The following is a 17,296-nucleotide window of genomic DNA, read 5'->3' on the forward strand; positions in this document are numbered from 1 at the left end:
ACCTACTCCGAATCAGCGGCCACTTAAGCCGTCAAGTGTCTGTGGAAGGACCAGTGTGAAAACAGCTCTCCCCCTGGAAGCGGCCTCTGTGCCGGTGATTGCCGCCGACGGGGGCGGCACGCGATGCCGGATCGCGTTTGCAAATGCGCATATCGTCGAGCAGGTCGAGGTTGCGGCGTGCAATCTATCATCCGATTTTGATGGCGGAATCAGAGAGCTGCGACGCGGACTTGATCTGCTGTCTCAAGTTCTGGGCGAAGATCTGAACCAATTTCCTGCCGTCTTTGCCCTGGCTGGCGTCGTGTCAGACGATATCGCGAACCGTGCGGCCCGTACGTTTCCTTTCGCGCGCATCCGCGTCTGCGAGGACCGTGTTGCAGCGCTGCGCGGTGCCCTCGGAGGCGTGGACGGGGCCGTCATCCATGCCGGTACGGGGGCTTTCGTCGGGGTTCAGGCAGAAGGGCGCGCCCGGTTCGCGGGCGGCTGGGGATCCAATCTGGGCGATGAGGGATCGGGTTTCTGGATCGGTCGGGAGGCCTTGCGGCACCATTTGCGGGTCCTCGAAAAGCGGGCTGACAAAGGTGAATTGTCATCGGCAATTCAATCGGAAATCGGCGGCGCCGCAGAGGTCATCGCCTATGCGGGCACGCGACCCGTCCGTGACATTGCCGATCTGGCACCGCGGGTGGTTGCCTGCGCCAAAACTGACCCATCCGCTCAGGAGATATTGATGAACGCCGCCCGGCATCTATCTGATTATATGCAAGGAATGGAGGAAGCGGATCACGGCCCGATTTGCCTGACGGGGGGCGTTGCCCCGCATCTCGCAGCCTATCTTCCGACCCATATCCAAAAGCGGCTGACCCAACCCAGAGGCACGCCGCTTGCCGGAGCGATCGCCTTGGCGCGGGACTTGGCGGGCCAGTCATGAGCGAGGCAATCCAATTCCTCAACGGCCGTGTGTTCGATGGGGAGCATCTACTTGAGGATCAGGCGCTAACGATCTGTGATGGAACAGTAATCTCTGACATCAAGGGCGAGGATGCCACGCAAATCGACCTTCACGGTGATATCTTGGCGCCCGGTTTCGTCGATCTTCAGGTCAATGGCGGTGGCGGCATCAACCTGAACGACGATCCTTGCGTTGAAACACTGCGCAGGATGACGGAGGCGCATCGGGCACTTGGCGCGACGACCCTCTTGCCGACGCTGATCACCGACCGACCGGAGAAGGTGTCTGTGGCCATCGAGGCGGCCTGTGAGGCATGTGCAGACCATGTACCGGGCATTGCCGGGCTGCACCTGGAAGGGCCGCATCTGGACCGCGCGAAACACGGCGCCCATGATCCGGCGATGATCCGTCCGATGGACGCCTCGGACCTCGCCTTGCTGATCGAGGCGGCGAAACGCTTGCCCTGTCTCATGGTGACGCTGGCGCCTGAAAACGCGACCCTGGAGCAGGTGCGCAAGCTTTCGGACGCGGGCGTCGTCGTCATGCTCGGCCACAGCGATTGCGACGCCGTCACCGCATCCGCCTATTTCGAGGCAGGCGCGCGGGGCGTCACGCATCTGTTCAACGCGATGAGCCAGATGAATGCGCGTGCGCCGGGACTCGTGGGTGCGGCGCTCTCGCATCGGGTGTGGTGCGGTTTGATCGCGGATGGGGTGCATGTGGCGCCGGAGGCGATGCGCGTGGCGCTGGCGGCCAACGACCACATCGTGCTGGTCAGCGACGCCATGGCCGTGGCCGGGACAGATTTGCCGAGCTTCATGCTCGGGGAACGAAAGGTTTATCGGAAAAACAATGAATTACGGCTCGAAGATGAGACGCTGGCGGGGGCGGATCTGGACCTCACGCGCGCGGTCTCGATCGTTATGACGGAATGCGGTCAGAGCCTGGAGCAGGCCCTTCGGCGCGCGACATCCGGCCCGGCCAGTCTGGCCGGGCTGACAGGTGGCATAGGTTCGCTCAGACCGGGAGACCCGTTTCGGGCCGTCCGTCTTCGTGAGGAAACGGGCGGCCTGCGGCTGATCGATGTCTTTGGCTGATCAGCGCGCGAGCGCTTGCAGCAAGGCGGGCGAGGGTGTGCCTGTCACCGGCAGCCCCACACTGGCTTGGTAGGCGCGGATTGCCTCTTCAGTGTTCGGTCCGATCACGCCATCCGTGCCGCCCGTGTCGAAGCCGCGCGATGTCAGCAATTCCTGCAGGCGTTTGCGATCATCCGCGGTCAGCCCGGTTGCGTCCGGCGGAAACTGGGCTGACAGCGGCGGGCCGCCCGCAATGCGCGAGGCCAGGTAACCCACGCCAAGCGCGTAGTTTTCCGAATTGTTGTAGCGCAGGATCACATCGAAATTCCGCGAGACCAGAAAAGCCGGGCCCACGATCCCCGATGGTCTGAGCAGGGCCGCATCTCCGAGCGCTGGCAGCGCGCCGCCCCGCGCAGAGGTGACACCCGCGGCTGTCCAAGAGGCGACGGTGCGCCGGTTGCCGCGCCCCGTGGGCAGGCCCTCCGGCGCACGCACTTCAAGGCCCCAGGGACGACCACGACGCCAGCCGCTATCGGCGAGGTAGGCCGCCGCAGAGGCAAGCCCGTCCGTCGGATCCTCCGACCAGATATCGCGCCGACCATCGCCACGGAAATCGACCGCATGGGCTTGATAAGTGGTTGGAATGAATTGTGTATGTCCCATCGCGCCAGCCCAGGACCCGGTCAGTTGCCCGGCGCTCGTATCGCCCCGTTCGAGGATCCGCAGTGCTGCGAGAAGCTGGGCTTCGAAGAAGTCACCGCGCCGTCCGTCATAGGCTAGCGTCGCCGTGGCAGAGATGACCGGGATGTCCCCACGGCGCGCCCCGAAGCGGCTTTCCACGCCCCAGATGGCACAGGTGATGGATGCGGGCACGCCGTAGCGCGCTTCAACTTCCGATAGCAAGCTGCTGTTTTGTCTGAATTTCTCTCGTCCGGTGGCCACGCGCGCATCGCCCGCGACGATGTTGAGGTAATCCTCAAAACTGCGCTTGAACTCGGTCTGGTTGCGATCCCGCGCGACGACGCCGGGCAGGAAGCCCGCGCCGCGAAACGCCCTGTCCAACGTGCTTTCGGAGATGCCGCGCGACCGGGCGCGCGCGCGGAAGCCCGCCACCCAGGCGTCAAAGCCGGGATTGGGCGTCGGCATCAGGTCCGGATCGCGCGCGGGGGTCGGGGAAATCGGGGAGGCACCGCCGCCGCCGCAAGCGGACAGGAAGGCGGTTGCCCCGAGGGCGAAGGTGCGACGAGATAGGGTCATGACTGCTCTGCTCTGCCTCTTTTGGGTCTTGGCTGAGCGGAGTGTGCCGGGCGGGCAAGGGACGAGCAAGGGCTTGCAAGCCGCCCGGCGATCAAATGCCCAAAATCGCCAGATCAGCCTCAGAAGGCCTGGGCCGCCGCCACCGCGCGTTGCCAGGAGGCGTATTTTTCCTCGCGCGTGTCAGCGTCCATCGACGGTTCGAACTTGCGATCGAGCGCCCACATTGCGGCGAACCCGTCGCGGTCGGGGTAGATGCCCGCCTTCATCCCGGCGAGCCAGGCCGCGCCCATCGCGGTCGTCTCCAGAACCTCCGGCCGGTCCACGTCCGCGCCGATGATATCTGCCAGAAATTGCATGGCGAAATCGGAGGCCGACATCCCGCCATCGACGCGCAAGGTCCGGCCCGCGCCATCGCCTTTCCAGTCCGCGCGCATGGCGTCCAGAAGATCACGCGTTTGGTAGCCCACGCTTTCGAGTGCGGCGCGCGCGAATTCCTCGGGCCCGGAATTGCGCGTCAGCCCGAAGATCGCGCCACGGCATTCGGCATTCCAATAGGGGGCACCGAGGCCCGTAAAGGCCGGAACCAGAACGACATTCTGCGTATCGTCCGCGCGCTCCGCCATGGGCTGGGTTTCCTTCGCCTCGCGGATGATCTTCAGCCCGTCGCGCAGCCATTGCACCACCGCGCCCGCGATGAAGATGGACCCTTCAAGCGCGTAGGTCGGCTTGCCGTCGAGCTGATAGGCGATGGTCGTGAGCAGGCGGTTCTCCGATCGCACAGGCTCGGCCCCGGTGTTCATGAGCGCGAAACAGCCCGTGCCATAGGTGGATTTGAGCATGCCCGGCTCGAAGCAGGCCTGACCGATCGTGGCGGCCTGCTGGTCGCCCGCAACGCCCAGGATCGGGATCTCGCGCCCGAACAGATCGCCGCGCGTCACGCCGTATTCCGCTGCGCTGTCGCGGACCTCGGGCAGCATTTCCACGGGGATATCCAAGAGCTTGCAGATCGACGTTGACCAACGCCCCTTGCGGATGTCGTAAAGCATCGTGCGGCAGGCATTGGTCGCATCGGTTGCATGTACCTTGCCGCCGGTGAGCTTCCAGATCAGGAACGTGTCGACCGTGCCAAACAGAAGCTTGCCCGCCTTGGCGCGGCTGCGGTCGGGATCGACCTCGTCGAGGATGAATTTCAGTTTTGTCGACGAGAAGTAGGGATCGAGCAGTAGACCGGTACGATCCGTCACCATCTCTTCGTGGCCTTGCGCCTTCAGCTCCTGGCAATAGGCCGAGGTGCGGCGATCCTGCCAGACGATGGCGCGGTGCACCGCATGGCCCGTCTCGGCATCCCAGACCACGGTGGTTTCGCGTTGGTTTGTGATCCCGATGGCCGCGATCTGGCTGGCATCGGTCTCCGCCTTCTCGATCACGCCGCGGCAGGTGGCGGCCGTCGTCGTCCAGAGATCGCTGGCCTCATGCTCGACCCAGCCCGAGGCGGGGTAGTGCTGTTCGAATTCTTCCTGAGCGATTGCGGCGATCCTGAGTTTCTCGTCGAACAGGATGGCGCGGCTCGAGGTCGTGCCTTGATCGATGGCGAGAATATAGGTCATCGAAAACCTCCCCTTGGCGTTTCAACCATGTGTAACGGCATGGGGAATGGGATGGAAGCGCGCCGCGTCGTGAGCCACGTTCGAGCCGTGGCATCTGCCTGAAAGCCGGTCGCGTCAGTCGCGGACCGGGCTTTCTGCGGGCGTCCAAAGCGCTGTGAAGAGGCTCAGGGCTGCGAGGGCGTCGAGCGCAAGGATCGCCATGTCGAGCGCGTCCGGCACTGGCGGCAGGCCTATCTCGGCCGCCCGTGCGCCCATGGCGAGGATCAGCGCGAGCATCACGAGCCAGCCCGTCCAGCGCAGACCCGCCTGCAAGATGAGGCCCGCCGCGAGGGCAAGACCCGCAAGGCCCATCTCCGTCAGGCCAGCAAACCACGCCGCGACGAGGTGAAAGACCGCGACCACCATCAAAAGGCGTCCGGCATAGGGCAAGGTGTTGAAACGCGACATCGGCGAGGCCTCAGGCAAAGGTGACGAATTTGTTGAACGGCATTTCGCGCAGCCGCGTGCCAGTCGCCGCGAAGATCGCGCCCGCAAGCGCGGGGGCGGCAGGCGGGACAGGTGGCTCGCCGATCCCGGTCACACGGTCGCCGTTTTCCAATCCGCGGACCGTGATCCGGGGGGCCTGCCGCATCCGCATTCCCTCATGCGCGTAATAATTGTCCTGCTGCGCCACACCGCCAGCATAGGTGATCTCGCAATTCATCGCGTGGCCCAGGGCCCAGATCACGCCACCCTGCACTTGGTTTTCGAAATTGACCGGATCGACCACGCGGCCGACTTCCGCGGCGACCCAGACATTGTCGATGCGGATGCCGTCCTCCGTATCCGAAACCTCAATGATTTCAGCGCAATGAACGCCGAAGCTGCGGGTCAGGGCGATGCCCCGTCCGCGTCCCGGTGCCGGGTTCGGACCGGACCAGTCAGCCATTTCGCCCACCGTTTCCAGAACGGCGCGGGCCAGCGGATCCGAGGTCAGGCGCAGGCGCTCCTGCAAGGGATCTGCCCCCGCTGCATGGATCAGCTCGTCGAGCGCGGCATTGTAGAAAAAGCCGTTCGAAGACGCGCCCACGGACCGCCAGGACGAGATCGGCGCCAGCGGCTGTGCGCGATATCCCGTTACGCGCTGGTGCGGGATCGCGAAGGGCTGGTCCCAGGCACCGGCGACGATCTGGCTGTCGGGGCCGGGCACGGGCTGGTTCTGCCGCGCCATCTGAGACGCCATCACCGACGGCATCGCGATCCCGAGATCGAGCGCCTCGACCTGACCATCCCTCACGGCCCCCCGCATCCGCGCCATGGCGATCTGCCGGGGATAATCGTGGATCATGTCCTCCTCGCGCTGATAGGTCAGCTTCACGGGCGTGCCGGGCATTTGCATCGCGATTTCCGTGGCTTGCTTGACGACCTCGTCCTCGAGCCTGTGGCCGAAGGAGCCGCCCATCGCCAGCACATGCACCGTGACCTGATCAGGCGTTAACCCGGTGATCCGGGCCACGTTGCGCTGGATGAAGCGCGGGATCTGCGTGCCGGTCCAGACCTCCGCTCCGTCTTCGTCCACCCGCACCACGGCGTTTACCGGCTCCAGCGGCGCATGGGCGAGGTAGGGCGCGCGGTATTCGGCGCTGATCGCCTCCGATCCGAGATTTGCCTCCACATCGCCATCGTCGCGTTTGCGGCTGTCGCGGGCGTCCTCGGTGAACGCGGCCTCGAGTGCGGCCCAGTGATCGGCCTGTTCGGTGGGGAAATCGGGTTTGCCCCAAGTCGCCGCGATTGCCGCGCGCGCCCGGAAGGCGCGCCAGGTATTATCCGCCACGATGCCGAGGCCACCGGTGATCGGAATGACCGCCTGCACGCCGCGCAGTTTCATCGCCTCTGCCGTGTCGAAACTGTCGAGCGCGCCGCCTTGCGCGGGGTTCATCAGCACCGTCGCATGAACCATGCCGGGCAAGTTGGCATCGATCCCGTAGGCCTGCGTTCCGGTGGATTTCGGCACGATATCAAGGCGCTGGATGCCCTTATTGATGTAGCGCCACGTCTCGGGCGCACGGAGCGGCACGTCCTGAACAACCGCGCGGCCCGACAGATCGGCGGCAAGCTCGGTATAGGCGATCCGGGTTCCATCCGGCGCAATCACATGGCCCGCCTCGGTGGAGAGGTCCATCGCATCGACGCCAAGACGGTCTGCCGCTGCCGCCTTGATCGTCTCGCGCGCCGAAGCGCCTGCGGCACGCAGCTTGTCGAAAGCGTCCGGCACGGTGGTCGAGCCGCCGGTGATTTGCAGCCCCATCACCTTGAGCGCGGTGGCGACTGTCGCTTCGGTGGCATTGCGAACGAGTCCGGCGGCGGGGACCATGAATTCCGCCGCCTCCGTCGCAAGGGCGCCGTTCCAATAGGCGGCATCGGGCGGGCCGGGATCGATGGCGATGTTTTCGAGGTCGACATCCAGCTCTTCGGCAATGAGCGCGGCCTGGACGTGGTAGGCGCCCTGACCGGAATCCGCGCGCGGCGTGATCAGCGTTACGCCCGACGCGTCGATCTTGACGTAAGGGGTGAGCGCCGCGGCACCCGCGCTCAGCTTGGCCTCCAGCGGATTGTCATGGGGGCGCCGCGCGGCATAGATGCCGAAAGCCGCGCCGCCCGCAATCGCGACGGATCCCGCGAGGAAGACCCGGCGGGTAATGTCCTTCGCGCTCATTTCATGCCTCCTGCAAGCGGCGGGCCGCGTCGTGGATGGCCGCCCGGATCCGAGGATATGTGCCACAGCGGCAGAGATTGCCGTTCATCGCCGCGTCGATATCTGCATCCGTGGGGGCGGGTGTCGTCGCCAGAAGATCGGCGGCCTGCATGATCTGGCCGGACTGGCAATAACCACATTGCGCCACCTGATGCGCGATCCAGGCTTCCTGCACCGCGTGCAGCGCCTCCGGCGTGCCAAGCCCTTCGATTGTTGTGACCTCCGCGCCCTCGGCATCCGCGGCCCAGGTCTGGCAGGACCGTACCGCGACCCCGTCGAGATGCACCGTGCAGGCCCCGCAGAGTCCCGCGCCGCAGCCATATTTGACGCCCGTGATCCCCAATTCATCGCGAAGCACCCACAAAAGCGGCATGTCTTCTTCCACGTCGACCTCGCGCGGGGTCCCGTTCACGGTCAGTTGCATGGGCCTTGGTCCTCACGTCGCATCTGATTTAATCACAACATAGCAGCGCCTCAGCCGCTTTTTGAGACACGGAATGCGTGCAATCGCGAAGCTTGACGCAACGTAGCCCCCGGCGCGCCATGCGGCTTGTCTTTTGCGCGGGCCTCAGGCGGTATGGCCCCGCGCAACAACACGAAAGGGTCGCATCCGTGAGCCGCATGATCTTCAGCGAGAACCTGTCGCGCCTTGGCACAGAATCCGCCTTCGTCGTCCTGGGCCGCGCCGCGCGTCTGGCGGCAGAAGGGCGCGACATCATCAATCTCGGCATCGGGCAGCCGGATTTCCGCACGCCCGATCACATCGTCGAGGCCGGGGTCAAAGCGCTTCGGGATGGCCATCACGGCTATACACCCGCCAATGGCCTGCCCGCGCTGCGCGAGGCCGTCGCCGCCGATCTGGAGCGGCGCCATGGCGCGGCGGTCGATCCCGGCAATGTGGTCGTCGTCCCGGGCGGCAAGCCCACGATGTTCTTCGCGATCCTGATGTTCGGCGAACCGGGGGCGGAGATCCTTCACCCGAACCCGGGCTTCCCAATCTACGAATCTGTCATCCGCTATTCCGGCGCGACGCCCGTGCCCATCGCCCTGAAGGAAGAGAACGGCTTTGCCTTCTCCGCCGAAACGGTGCTGTCGCAGATCACGCCGCGCACCCGGCTCCTGATCATCAACTCGCCCGCGAACCCCACGGGCGGGGTGACGCCGAAGGCCGAAATCGACAAGCTTGTCAAAGGGCTGGAGGCGCATCCTCATGTGGCGATCCTCTCCGACGAGATCTATTCGCAGATGCTCTACGAGGGCCGCAGCCATGTCTCGCTGCTGCAATATCCCGAGATCCGCGATCGGCTGATCCTGCTCGATGGGTGGTCGAAGACCTATGCCATGACCGGCTGGCGGCTGGGCTACGCGGTTTGGCCCGATGCGGCGGTGGATCACGTCACGCGGCTCTGCATCAATGACCATTCCTGCGTGAACGCGGCGGCGCAATATGCAGGCCTTGCCGCACTGACCGGGCCGCAGGACGCGGTCACGGAGATGGTCGCGGCCTTTGACGCACGGCGCAAGGTCATCGTCGACGGGCTCAATGCGCTGCCGGGGATGCGCTGCGCGGATGCGGGCGGGGCGTTCTACGCTTTCCCGAATATCGAAGGCACCGGGCTGAGCGCCACGGAGGCGCAGGATCTGTTCCTGGAAGAGGCGGGCGTCGCCACCGTCGCGGGCACCGCGTTCGGCGCGCATGGCGAGGGGTTCCTGCGCTTCTCCTACGCCAATTCCGAGGAGAACATTGCCCGCGCGCTCGACCGGATCGGGCAGGTCCTTTCGGCGCGTTAGGCTTCGCGCAAAGAAAAAGGCCGCCCGCATAGCACATGCGGGCGGCCCCTTTGGTTCAATTAAGCCCTAGGCTCAGGCGTTGACCGGCGTCACGTCGAAACGGTCGGCGTTCATCACCTTGTTCCAGGCCGCCACGAAGTCGTTCACGAACTTTTCGTGGTTGTCGTCCTGGGCATAAAGCTCCGAATAGGCCCGCAGGATCGAGCTCGAGCCGAAGACGGCGTCGATGCGCGTTGCCTCCCACTTCTTGGCGCCGGTCTTGCGATCCTGCACCTCGTAGCCGCCATCGTCCTTCTTGACCCACTTGTAGGACATGTCCGTGAGGTTCACGAAGAAGTCGGTGGTCAGCGCGCCCTCACGGTCGGTGAAGACACCATGCTTGGTGCCGCCGTGGTTCGTCCCGATCACGCGCATGCCGCCCGTCAGAACCGTCATTTCCGGCGCAGTGAGACCCATGAGCTGGCAGCGATCCAGCATCAGCTCCTCGGGCTTCTCGGCATAGTTCTTCTTCAGCCAGTTGCGGAAGCCGTCATGGATGGGCTCCAGATACTCGAAGGAGGGACCGTCGGTCATCTCCTCGGAGGCATCGCCGCGACCCGGCGTGAAGGGCACGGTCACGTCGTAACCACCGGCCTTCGCCGCCTGCTCGATACCGACATTGCCGGCCAGCACGATGACATCCGCGATGGAAGCACCGGCTTCGGCTGCGATGGGCTCAAGGACGCCCAGCACGCGCGCCAGACGTTCGGGCTCATTGCCCTCGAAGTCCTTCTGCGGGGCAAGACGGATGCGCGCACCATTGGCACCGCCGCGCATGTCCGAGCCGCGGAAGTTGCGCGCGCTGTCCCATGCGGTGGTGACCATGTCCGAGATCGAAAGACCGCTATCCGCGATCTTCGCCTTGACCGCGTCCACGTCGTAATCGGTCGAACCGGCGGGAATCGGATCCTGCCAGATCAGATCCTCTTCCGGCACGTCCGGACCCCAGTAATTGGCCTTGGGGCCCATGTCGCGGTGCGTCAGCTTGAACCAGGCGCGGGCGAAGGTGTCGCGGAAATACTCCGGATCGGCCATGAATTTCTGACAGATCTCGTTGTAGATCGGGTCGACCTTCATGGCCATGTCCGCGTCGGTCATGATCGGGTTGTTGCGCTTCGTGGGATCGGAGGCGTCGACGGGCTTGTCTTCCTCCTTGATGTCGATGGGTTCCCACTGCCAGGCGCCTGCGGGCGACTTCTTCAGTTCCCACTCATAGCCGAAGAGGAGCTTGAAGTAGCCCATGTCGAACTTCGTGGGTTCCGTCGTCCAGGCGCCTTCGATGCCCGAGGAGATGGCATCGGAGGCCTTGCCCGACCAGTTCGGGTTGGTCCAGCCGAAGCCTTGTTCGTGCAGGTCGGCACTTTCGGGCTTGTCACCGAGCGCGCCCGCATCGCCATTGCCGTGGCACTTGCCGACGGTGTGGCCGCCTGCGGTCAGGGCCGCGGTCTCGACATCGTCCATGGCCATCCGCGCGAAGGTCTCGCGCACGTGCTGCGCCGACAGGGCCGGGTCGGGATTGCCGTTCACGCCCTCGGGGTTCACGTAGATCAGACCCATCTGCACGGCGGCGAGCGGGTTTTCCATGGTCGATGCGTCGGTCACGTCGCCATAGCGCTCGTCCGACGGCTCGAGCCAATCGCTCTCGGGGCCCCAATAGACGTCCTTCTGCGGCTCCCAGGTATCGACGCGGCCGAAGGAGAAGCCGAAGGTCTTCAGACCCATGGATTCGTAGGCAATGGTGCCGGACAGGATGAAGAGATCCGCCCAGGAAACCTTGTTGCCGTACTTCTTCTTGAGCGGCCACAGCAGACGGCGGCCCTTGTCGAGCGACACGTTGTCGGGCCAGGAGTTCAGCGGCGCAAAGCGCTGGTCGCCGGTGCCACCGCCACCACGCCCGTCCTGCAGGCGGTAGGTGCCCGCGGCGTGCCAGGCCAGACGGATCATCAGGCCGCCGTAATGGCCCCAATCCGCAGGCCACCATTCCTGGCTGTCGGTCATCAGCGCGTGCATGTCCGCCTTGAGCGCCTCGACGTCCAGCTTCTCCAACTCCTTGCGGTAGGAGAAGTCGGGGCCCATCGGGTTGGACTTGCTGCCATGAGCATGCAGGATGTCAAAGTTCAGCGCATCGGGGAACCTGACGGTTGCGGTGCTGCTGAGCGCGGTCGTGCTGCCGTGCATCACAGGACATTTGCCTGCCGGGATGTCGTTTCCGTCCATCATCTTCGTCTCTCCAGTCGGTAGTCTGTCACGGTGGGCCGGGGGGCGAGACCCGCCAGCGGTATAGCATCTTCGAGGTAGCCGCGAAGCGACCGAGATCAATCCGATCCGGGTTTTTCGCGGCCCACGTTTCTGCGGGAGCGATTCCCCCGCTGGCCCCTGCCATAGCAGCCTTTTTCCATAGATATAATTTACAAATATTCATCCTGTCGATAATTTCAGGTTATGAACAACCTGACCCTCCGACAGCTTCGCTATTTCGACGCGCTGGCGCGCCACCGGCATTTCGGACGTGCGGCGGACGCCTCCGCGATCACGCAGCCGGCCTTGTCGGTGCAGATCAAGGAATTGGAGGCAGGGCTTGGCGTGCAGCTCTTCGACCGGTCCGCGCGGCAGGTGCGCCTGACGGCCTTCGGAGAGGATTTCGCGGCCCGCGTGCGGGATATCCTGCGCGCGGTCGACGAGCTTGGCGATCTCGCGCGGGCCTCGTCGGGCCGTCTGTCGGGGCGGCTGCGGCTCGGGATCATTCCGACCGTGGCGCCGTACCTGCTGCCGCGGGTGATCGGCGCGCTGTCGCGGTCGCATCCCGGCATCGACATCCATGTGCGCGAGACCCTGACCGACCGGCTGATCCGCGAATTGGGCGAAGGCCGGATCGACGCGGCCATCGTGGCGCTCCCGGTCTCGGAGCCGAATCTGATGGAGACCGCGCTTTTCGACGAGGAATTCGTGCTGATCCGGCCCGAGGCGGAGGCGAACGAGCCCGTGCCCGACGGGGAGGCTCTGCAGAAGATGCGGCTTTTGTTGCTGGAGGAGGGGCATTGCTTCCGCGATCAGGCGCTGTCCTTCTGCGAGATGCCCGCGCGATTGCCGCGTGAGGGGCTTGAGGGCTCGTCGCTTTCCACGCTCGTGCAGATGGTGGGGGCGGGGATCGGCGTGACGCTTATTCCCGAAATGGCCGTGCCGGTGGAAACCCGGTCTGCGGCTGTGGCAGTAGGGCGGTTCCGGGCGCCGAAGCCCACCCGCACCGTGGGGATGATCTGGCGGAAATCCTCGCCGCTGGCCCATCAGCTGACCGACCTTGCCGAGATCGTGCGCGAAGCGGGGCTCAGTGCTGCGGCGGCGGCGCGGGCGGACGCGGTGCCCGGCCCATCAACAGCGGAATAAGCGCCGTCAGGATCAGGAGCCGCGCGACGTGATGGGCGGCCACGAAGGCCGGGTCGAGCCCCAGCGTGACGGAGATCGCGGCCATTGCCTCAACCCCGCCCGGCGCGAAGGCCACGATCAGTAGCGCAGGCGGCAGCCCCATCGCGACCCAGGCGCCCAGCACGGCAAACACCGTGATGACGCCCGTTACCGCTGTCACCCAGGCGCCTGCGGCCATGGCCGCGCGCACATCCGCCCAGCTTTGCCCGGAAAAGCGCGACCCGATCAGCACGCCCATCACGAGGAACGCCGCGAAATTCACCGGCCCCGGAAGCCCGCCCGGCGTCAGCCCGCTCAGATGGCCGCCCGCGCTCAGCGCCATGCCCGCGAGCAGGAAGGCCGCGGGCAGGCGGGCCTTCTCGAAGAGGCGCCCAAGAACGTAGGTGCCCGCAAGCAACGTCAGCGCCGCAAGCGCCCCCATATTGACGGGCGGGGCGAGGCGGTCGCCGGTGGCCCCGAAGACGGCCGAGACGAAGACCGGCACGCAGAGCGTGATGAACAGCACCCGGATGCTTTGCACCACGGCGATGCGCGCTGTCTGGCCCCCGGTCTCGAGCGACAGGCTGAGCACGAAGCTCAGGTGACCGGGCGCTGCGGCCAGCGTCGCGCTGCGGCGGTCGAAACCCATCCAACGCTCCAGCCCGTAGCGGGCAAGCGCCATCCCGGCGAGGACGGAGACCGCAAGGATCGACAATGTGGCAGGCCAGGCGGCGGCAGTGCGCAGCATCTCGGGTGTGACGCCCGTGCCGATGCCGATGCCCAGAAGGCAGAAGGCGAGAATGCGCAAGGGCCCGGGCAGGCGGACACGCAGACCCGCGATCCCGGCCAGCGTGACGGCGGTGGCCCCGCCGGTCAGGGGCGCTGCGGGAAAACCGATGACCCAGAAGAGCGCCGCGCCCACAGCGCCAATCGCCAGGGCCGTCGCCGCATCGCGCAGGTCATGGACCATCATAGGTCCAGCGGTATCCGGGCGGGGTCGGCCCCTTGTTGCGCCCGCCTTGCTCGCGCTGTTCCCAGGCATGGGCGAGAATCCCCACGGAGCGCGACAGGCAGAAGAGCCCCCGCGCCAAGGGCGGCGCGAAGCCCAGCTCGGCGTAGATCACCGCCGTGGCCCCGTCGATATTCATCGGCAGGGCTATGCCCTTGGCCGCGCTGATCTCGGCCTCGATGGCCTCCGCGATCCCGGCGAAATGGCCCGAGACCGCGCCTGCATCCGCCGCCTCGCGAACCAGCGCCATCAGGCGCGGCGCGCGCGGATCGACAGGTTTGTGGAAGCGATGCCCGAAACCCGGGATGATCTTGCCGCGCGTCGCGGTCCAGTCGGCCAGCGCCGCGGGAAGCGGGCCGTCGAAGCCCGCGACATGGTGATAAAGCTCGACCGCCTGTTCGCCGGCACCCCCATGCACGTCGCCCAGCATGTTCACCGCGCTCGCCATCGCGTTGTTCAGCGGCAGCCCGCAGGTCACAGCCATCCGGGCGGCGGCAATCGAGGGCGCCTGCGGTCCGTGATCCACCGCCGAGACAAGCGCCGCCTCGAAGAGCCGCGCCTGTACTTCGGTCGGCAAATCGCCCCGTACCATCAGCCAGATCATCTGCGCGAAGCTGACCTGACCGATCAGATCCTCGATCGGATGCCCGCGCAGGGCGATCCGGCCCGGCTCCATGTCGATGATCGAGGTCCGCCACCAATCGCTGACATCGCTCATATCACGCCCTCCGCCTGCAACTCCGCGATCTCCTGCGCGCTCAGGCCCAGATCGCCCCAGATGCGCGCGTTGTCCGCCCCGAGCGCAGGCGGCGCGCTTTGCGGGGCAGGGCGCTGCGTGCCCATCCGCACGGGCGAGGCGCAGAGGCGCAGTGTCTCATCTTCCGTTTCCACCTCCGCGATCAGGTCGCGGCCCGTGATCTGCTCGGTCTCCAGCACGTCGGGCACGCTCAGCACCGGCCCGACGGGCACGCTCAGCGGGTTCAGCTCCGCCACCCAATCCGCCGCCGGCCGTTTGGTCAGCACAGTCTCAAGCTCGGCGCGCAGGCGGTGACGGTTCGTCTTGCGCGCCTCGCGGGTGGCATAGTCGGGATGGGTCAGCAGATCGTCGCGGCCCAGGTGCCGGGCCAGCGCCTCCCACTGGCTGTCGCGGTTGGCGGCGATATTGATGGGCCGGTCGGCGGTGGCGAAGGTGCCCGAGGGCGCGGAGGTCATGTTCTCGTTGCCGAGCGCCTGCGGCGCGACCCCGCCAATCAGGTGGTTCGACACGACCCAACCCATCGAAGACAGCACCGCCTCCGTCATGGAGATATCGAGGAATGTGCCGCGCGGATCGGCATTGAGCGCCGCCGTGATGGCGAAGGCCGCGGTCATGCCGCCCACCGTGTCGGCCAGCGGGTAGCCCACGCGCAGCGGCGCGCTCGTCGCATCGCCCGTGACGGACATGACGCCCGCGACGCCTTGGACGATCTGGTCATAGGCCGGATTGTCCCGCCAGGGCCCGTCCTGCCCGAAGCCGGAGATGGCGCAGTAGATCAGCGCGGGATTTTCGGCCCGCAGCGTCTCGTAGCCGAGGCCCAGCCGGTCCATCACGCCGGGGCGGAAATTCTCGATCAGCACATCCGCATCCCGGACGAGCCGTTTCAGCAGGGTTTTGCCGCGCGCGCGCTTCAGATCGAGCGTGACCGAGGCCTTCCCGGCATTCTGCGCCAGAAACGAGATCCCCATATTGACCGCGCTCCGCGCGGGATCAGCGCCCAATTGCCGCGCGAGGTCTCCCATGCCGGGGCGTTCGACCTTGATGACCTCGGCCCCCATCAGCGCCAGTTGAAAGGCGCAATAAGGCCCGGCCAGCACGTTCGACAGGTCTAGGACGCGCACGCCCTCAAGCGGCAATCGCGCGGTCTCAGTCACCCTCGGCCACGCCCTGCTTGCGGGCACGGGCGCGCCGCGCACGGTAGCTCGGCACGATCACGAGAAGCGCCGCGATCACCAGAAGGCCCAGCGTCATCGGCCGGTCGAGGATGAAGCTCGCCCCGTCGTAAAGCTGCATGGAGCGCGAGAAGTTGTCCTCCAGCATCCGGCCCAGGATGAAGCCGATCAGCAAGGGCGCCAGCGGGTAATCCGCAAAGCGCAGGATCGTCGCGCAGACCCCGAAGCCCACGAGGATCAGAAGCTCGGTCGCGTTGTTCTGGCCGATATAGCTGCCCATCAGCGTGAAGAAGAGGATGAACGGAATGAGATAGTTGCGCGGGATCGACAGGACCTTGGCGATGTAGGGAATGAGCGGCAGGTTCAGGATCAGAAGCACCAGATTGCCAATGAACATCGAGGTGATGACGGCCCAGAAGATCTCAGGGGAATCGACCATCAGGCGAGGCCCCGGCGTCACGTTGAGCGCAATGAGTGCGCCCAGAAGGATCGCCGTCGTGCCCGAGCCCGGAATGCCCAGCGTCAGGAGCGGCACGAAGGAACCCGTGCAGGCGGCGTTGTTGGCGGTCTCGGGCGCGGCAAGCCCCTTGATCGCGCCCTTGCCGAATTCCTTCTGCTCTTCCTCGGTGGCGAGATTGCGTTCCACGGCGTAGCCCAGGAAGGACGCGATGGTCGCACCCGCGCCCGGCAGCACGCCGATGAAGAAGCCCTGCACCGATTGCCGTCCGATGACGGGCGCGATCTTGCGGGCCTCTGCGCCCGAGATACGCAGACCGGTGATCTTGCCCGACGAGCCATCGCCCTCCGTCGCGGTGCGCTTGGGGTTCAGGACAAGGAAAATCGCCTCGGGCAGGGCGAACATCGCCATGGCGAGCGTGATGAAGGAAAAGCCCGATTGCAGGTCCATCATCCCCATGGTGAAGCGCGGCATGTTGAAGAGCGCGCCTTCGCCCACGGTCGCCATGATGAGCCCCAGAAGCGTCATCAGCACGGCCTTGGCCACGTTGCCCGTGCCCGCGAAGGCCGCAATGGCCGAGAGGCCCACGACCATCAGCGCGAAATATTCCGCCGAATGGAACAGGAGTGCCACGGTGGACAGCATGGGCGCGAAGACCATCAGCAAGAGCGCGCCGATCGTGCCGCCCAGAAAGGACGAGATCGCGGCGATGGTCAGCGCCTTCCCGGCCATGCCCTTGCGCGCCATCGGGTAGCCATCGAAGGAGGAGGCGACCGTGCCCGCAACACCGGGCGCGTTCAGCAGGATGGACGAGGTCGAGCCGCCGAAGATCGCGCCGTAATAGACACCTGCCAGCAGGATCAATGCGGCTGACGGATCGCCCAGCGTGATCGCCACGGGGATCATGATGGCGATGATCGACATCGGACCAAGGCCCGGCAGCATGCCGATGAAGGTGCCGATGAGGCAGCCGCCAATGACCATCAGAAGGTTCGTGACGGAGAAGGCGGTGGACAGGCCGATGAGAAGTCCTTCGATCATGA

14 protein-coding genes are annotated in these 17,296 nt (G+C 65.7%); 4 read left to right on the plus strand and 10 right to left on the minus strand.

Annotated elements, in window-relative coordinates:
- The first annotated feature begins 88 nt into the window (after positions 1–88).
- Both FIV09_RS06545 and nagA read left to right on the plus strand, forming a co-directional pair.
- Positions 89–931 (plus strand): BadF/BadG/BcrA/BcrD ATPase family protein, encoded by an 843-nt coding sequence (locus tag FIV09_RS06545; RefSeq protein WP_172975640.1) that lies wholly within the window; start codon positions 89–91, stop codon positions 929–931.
- Positions 928–2,049, plus strand: a complete 1,122-nt coding sequence (nagA, locus tag FIV09_RS06550) for an N-acetylglucosamine-6-phosphate deacetylase (RefSeq protein ID WP_152449242.1) — start codon at positions 928–930, stop codon at positions 2,047–2,049. The genes FIV09_RS06545 and nagA overlap by 4 nt, the downstream gene beginning before the upstream one ends.
- Here nagA and FIV09_RS06555 read toward each other — a convergent pair whose 3' ends face one another.
- The 5 genes from FIV09_RS06555 to FIV09_RS06575 form a co-directional block, all read right to left on the minus strand.
- Positions 2,050–3,285, minus strand: a complete 1,236-nt coding sequence (locus tag FIV09_RS06555) for a lytic murein transglycosylase (protein WP_152449243.1) — start codon at positions 3,283–3,285, stop codon at positions 2,050–2,052.
- 119 nt (positions 3,286–3,404) lie between these two features.
- A complete protein-coding gene (glpK, locus tag FIV09_RS06560; protein WP_152449244.1) occupies positions 3,405–4,892 on the minus strand; it encodes a glycerol kinase GlpK in 1,488 nt (495 codons plus the stop codon).
- Between the two features lie 114 nt (positions 4,893–5,006).
- On the minus strand, positions 5,007–5,339 hold the full coding sequence (locus FIV09_RS06565; RefSeq protein WP_152449245.1) for a hypothetical protein: 333 nt from the start codon (positions 5,337–5,339) through the stop codon (positions 5,007–5,009).
- A gap of 10 nt (positions 5,340–5,349) precedes the next feature.
- Positions 5,350–7,587, minus strand: coding sequence for a xanthine dehydrogenase family protein molybdopterin-binding subunit (locus tag FIV09_RS06570; RefSeq protein ID WP_152449246.1), 2,238 nt, complete (start codon positions 7,585–7,587; stop codon positions 5,350–5,352).
- 1 nt (position 7,588) lies between these two features.
- Positions 7,589–8,050 (minus strand): (2Fe-2S)-binding protein, encoded by a 462-nt coding sequence (locus FIV09_RS06575; protein ID WP_152449247.1) that lies wholly within the window; start codon positions 8,048–8,050, stop codon positions 7,589–7,591.
- A gap of 197 nt (positions 8,051–8,247) precedes the next feature.
- Here FIV09_RS06575 and FIV09_RS06580 point away from each other — a divergent pair, with 197 nt between their 5' ends.
- Positions 8,248–9,417, plus strand: a complete 1,170-nt coding sequence (locus tag FIV09_RS06580; protein WP_152452406.1) for a pyridoxal phosphate-dependent aminotransferase — start codon at positions 8,248–8,250, stop codon at positions 9,415–9,417.
- Positions 9,418–9,489: 72 nt separating this feature from the next.
- Here FIV09_RS06580 and katG read toward each other — a convergent pair whose 3' ends face one another.
- Positions 9,490–11,673, minus strand: a complete 2,184-nt coding sequence (gene katG / locus FIV09_RS06585) for a catalase/peroxidase HPI (RefSeq protein ID WP_172975771.1) — start codon at positions 11,671–11,673, stop codon at positions 9,490–9,492.
- Between the two features lie 225 nt (positions 11,674–11,898).
- Between katG and FIV09_RS06590 the strand changes: the two genes are divergently transcribed.
- On the plus strand, positions 11,899–12,840 hold the full coding sequence (locus FIV09_RS06590; RefSeq protein WP_152449249.1) for a hydrogen peroxide-inducible genes activator: 942 nt from the start codon (positions 11,899–11,901) through the stop codon (positions 12,838–12,840).
- On the opposite strand, the gene FIV09_RS06595 is transcribed toward FIV09_RS06590, so the two are convergent.
- The 4 genes from FIV09_RS06595 to FIV09_RS06610 are packed head-to-tail and all read right to left on the minus strand — an operon-like array spanning position 12,782 to position 17,294.
- The gene (locus FIV09_RS06595; RefSeq protein WP_152449250.1) at positions 12,782–13,831 is read right to left on the minus strand and encodes an AbrB family transcriptional regulator; all 1,050 of its coding nucleotides are present in this window, start codon (positions 13,829–13,831) and stop codon (positions 12,782–12,784) included. The two genes, FIV09_RS06590 and FIV09_RS06595, sit on opposite strands and share 59 nt — an antisense overlap.
- The gene (locus FIV09_RS06600; protein ID WP_152449251.1) at positions 13,818–14,585 is read right to left on the minus strand and encodes a citryl-CoA lyase; all 768 of its coding nucleotides are present in this window, start codon (positions 14,583–14,585) and stop codon (positions 13,818–13,820) included. The genes FIV09_RS06595 and FIV09_RS06600 overlap by 14 nt, the downstream gene beginning before the upstream one ends.
- Positions 14,582–15,778 carry a CaiB/BaiF CoA-transferase family protein gene (locus tag FIV09_RS06605; RefSeq protein ID WP_152449252.1) on the minus strand — a complete coding sequence of 399 codons (1,197 nt, stop codon included), beginning with the start codon at positions 15,776–15,778 and terminating at the stop codon, positions 14,582–14,584. Before FIV09_RS06605 ends, FIV09_RS06600 begins: the two co-directional genes overlap by 4 nt.
- A complete protein-coding gene (locus FIV09_RS06610; RefSeq protein ID WP_152449253.1) occupies positions 15,771–17,294 on the minus strand; it encodes a tripartite tricarboxylate transporter permease in 1,524 nt (507 codons plus the stop codon). Before FIV09_RS06610 ends, FIV09_RS06605 begins: the two co-directional genes overlap by 8 nt.
- Between the last annotated feature and the right edge of the window lie 2 nt (positions 17,295–17,296).

Source organism: Roseivivax sp. THAF197b (genome assembly GCF_009363255.1).
In the GTDB taxonomy this organism is placed as follows: Bacteria; Pseudomonadota; Alphaproteobacteria; order Rhodobacterales; family Rhodobacteraceae; genus Roseivivax.

Bases quoted from the DNA above. Each gene is read 5' to 3' on its own strand.
- FIV09_RS06580 (WP_152452406.1), top strand. From the start codon at position 8,248: ATGATCTTCAGCGAGAACCTGTCGCGCCTTGGCACAGAATCCGCCTTC.
- nagA (WP_152449242.1), top strand. From the start codon at position 928: ATGAGCGAGGCAATCCAATTCCTCAACGGCCGTGTGTTCGATGGGGAG.
- katG (WP_172975771.1), bottom strand. From the start codon at position 11,673: ATGGACGGAAACGACATCCCGGCAGGCAAATGTCCTGTGATGCACGGC.
- FIV09_RS06595 (WP_152449250.1), bottom strand. From the start codon at position 13,831: ATGATGGTCCATGACCTGCGCGATGCGGCGACGGCCCTGGCGATTGGC.
- FIV09_RS06600 (WP_152449251.1), bottom strand. From the start codon at position 14,585: ATGAGCGATGTCAGCGATTGGTGGCGGACCTCGATCATCGACATGGAG.
- FIV09_RS06610 (WP_152449253.1), bottom strand. From the start codon at position 17,294: ATGATCGAAGGACTTCTCATCGGCCTGTCCACCGCCTTCTCCGTCACG.
- FIV09_RS06555 (WP_152449243.1), bottom strand. From the start codon at position 3,285: ATGACCCTATCTCGTCGCACCTTCGCCCTCGGGGCAACCGCCTTCCTG.
- glpK (WP_152449244.1), bottom strand. From the start codon at position 4,892: ATGACCTATATTCTCGCCATCGATCAAGGCACGACCTCGAGCCGCGCC.
- FIV09_RS06575 (WP_152449247.1), bottom strand. From the start codon at position 8,050: ATGCAACTGACCGTGAACGGGACCCCGCGCGAGGTCGACGTGGAAGAA.
- FIV09_RS06590 (WP_152449249.1), top strand. From the start codon at position 11,899: ATGAACAACCTGACCCTCCGACAGCTTCGCTATTTCGACGCGCTGGCG.
- FIV09_RS06570 (WP_152449246.1), bottom strand. From the start codon at position 7,587: ATGAGCGCGAAGGACATTACCCGCCGGGTCTTCCTCGCGGGATCCGTC.
- FIV09_RS06565 (WP_152449245.1), bottom strand. From the start codon at position 5,339: ATGTCGCGTTTCAACACCTTGCCCTATGCCGGACGCCTTTTGATGGTG.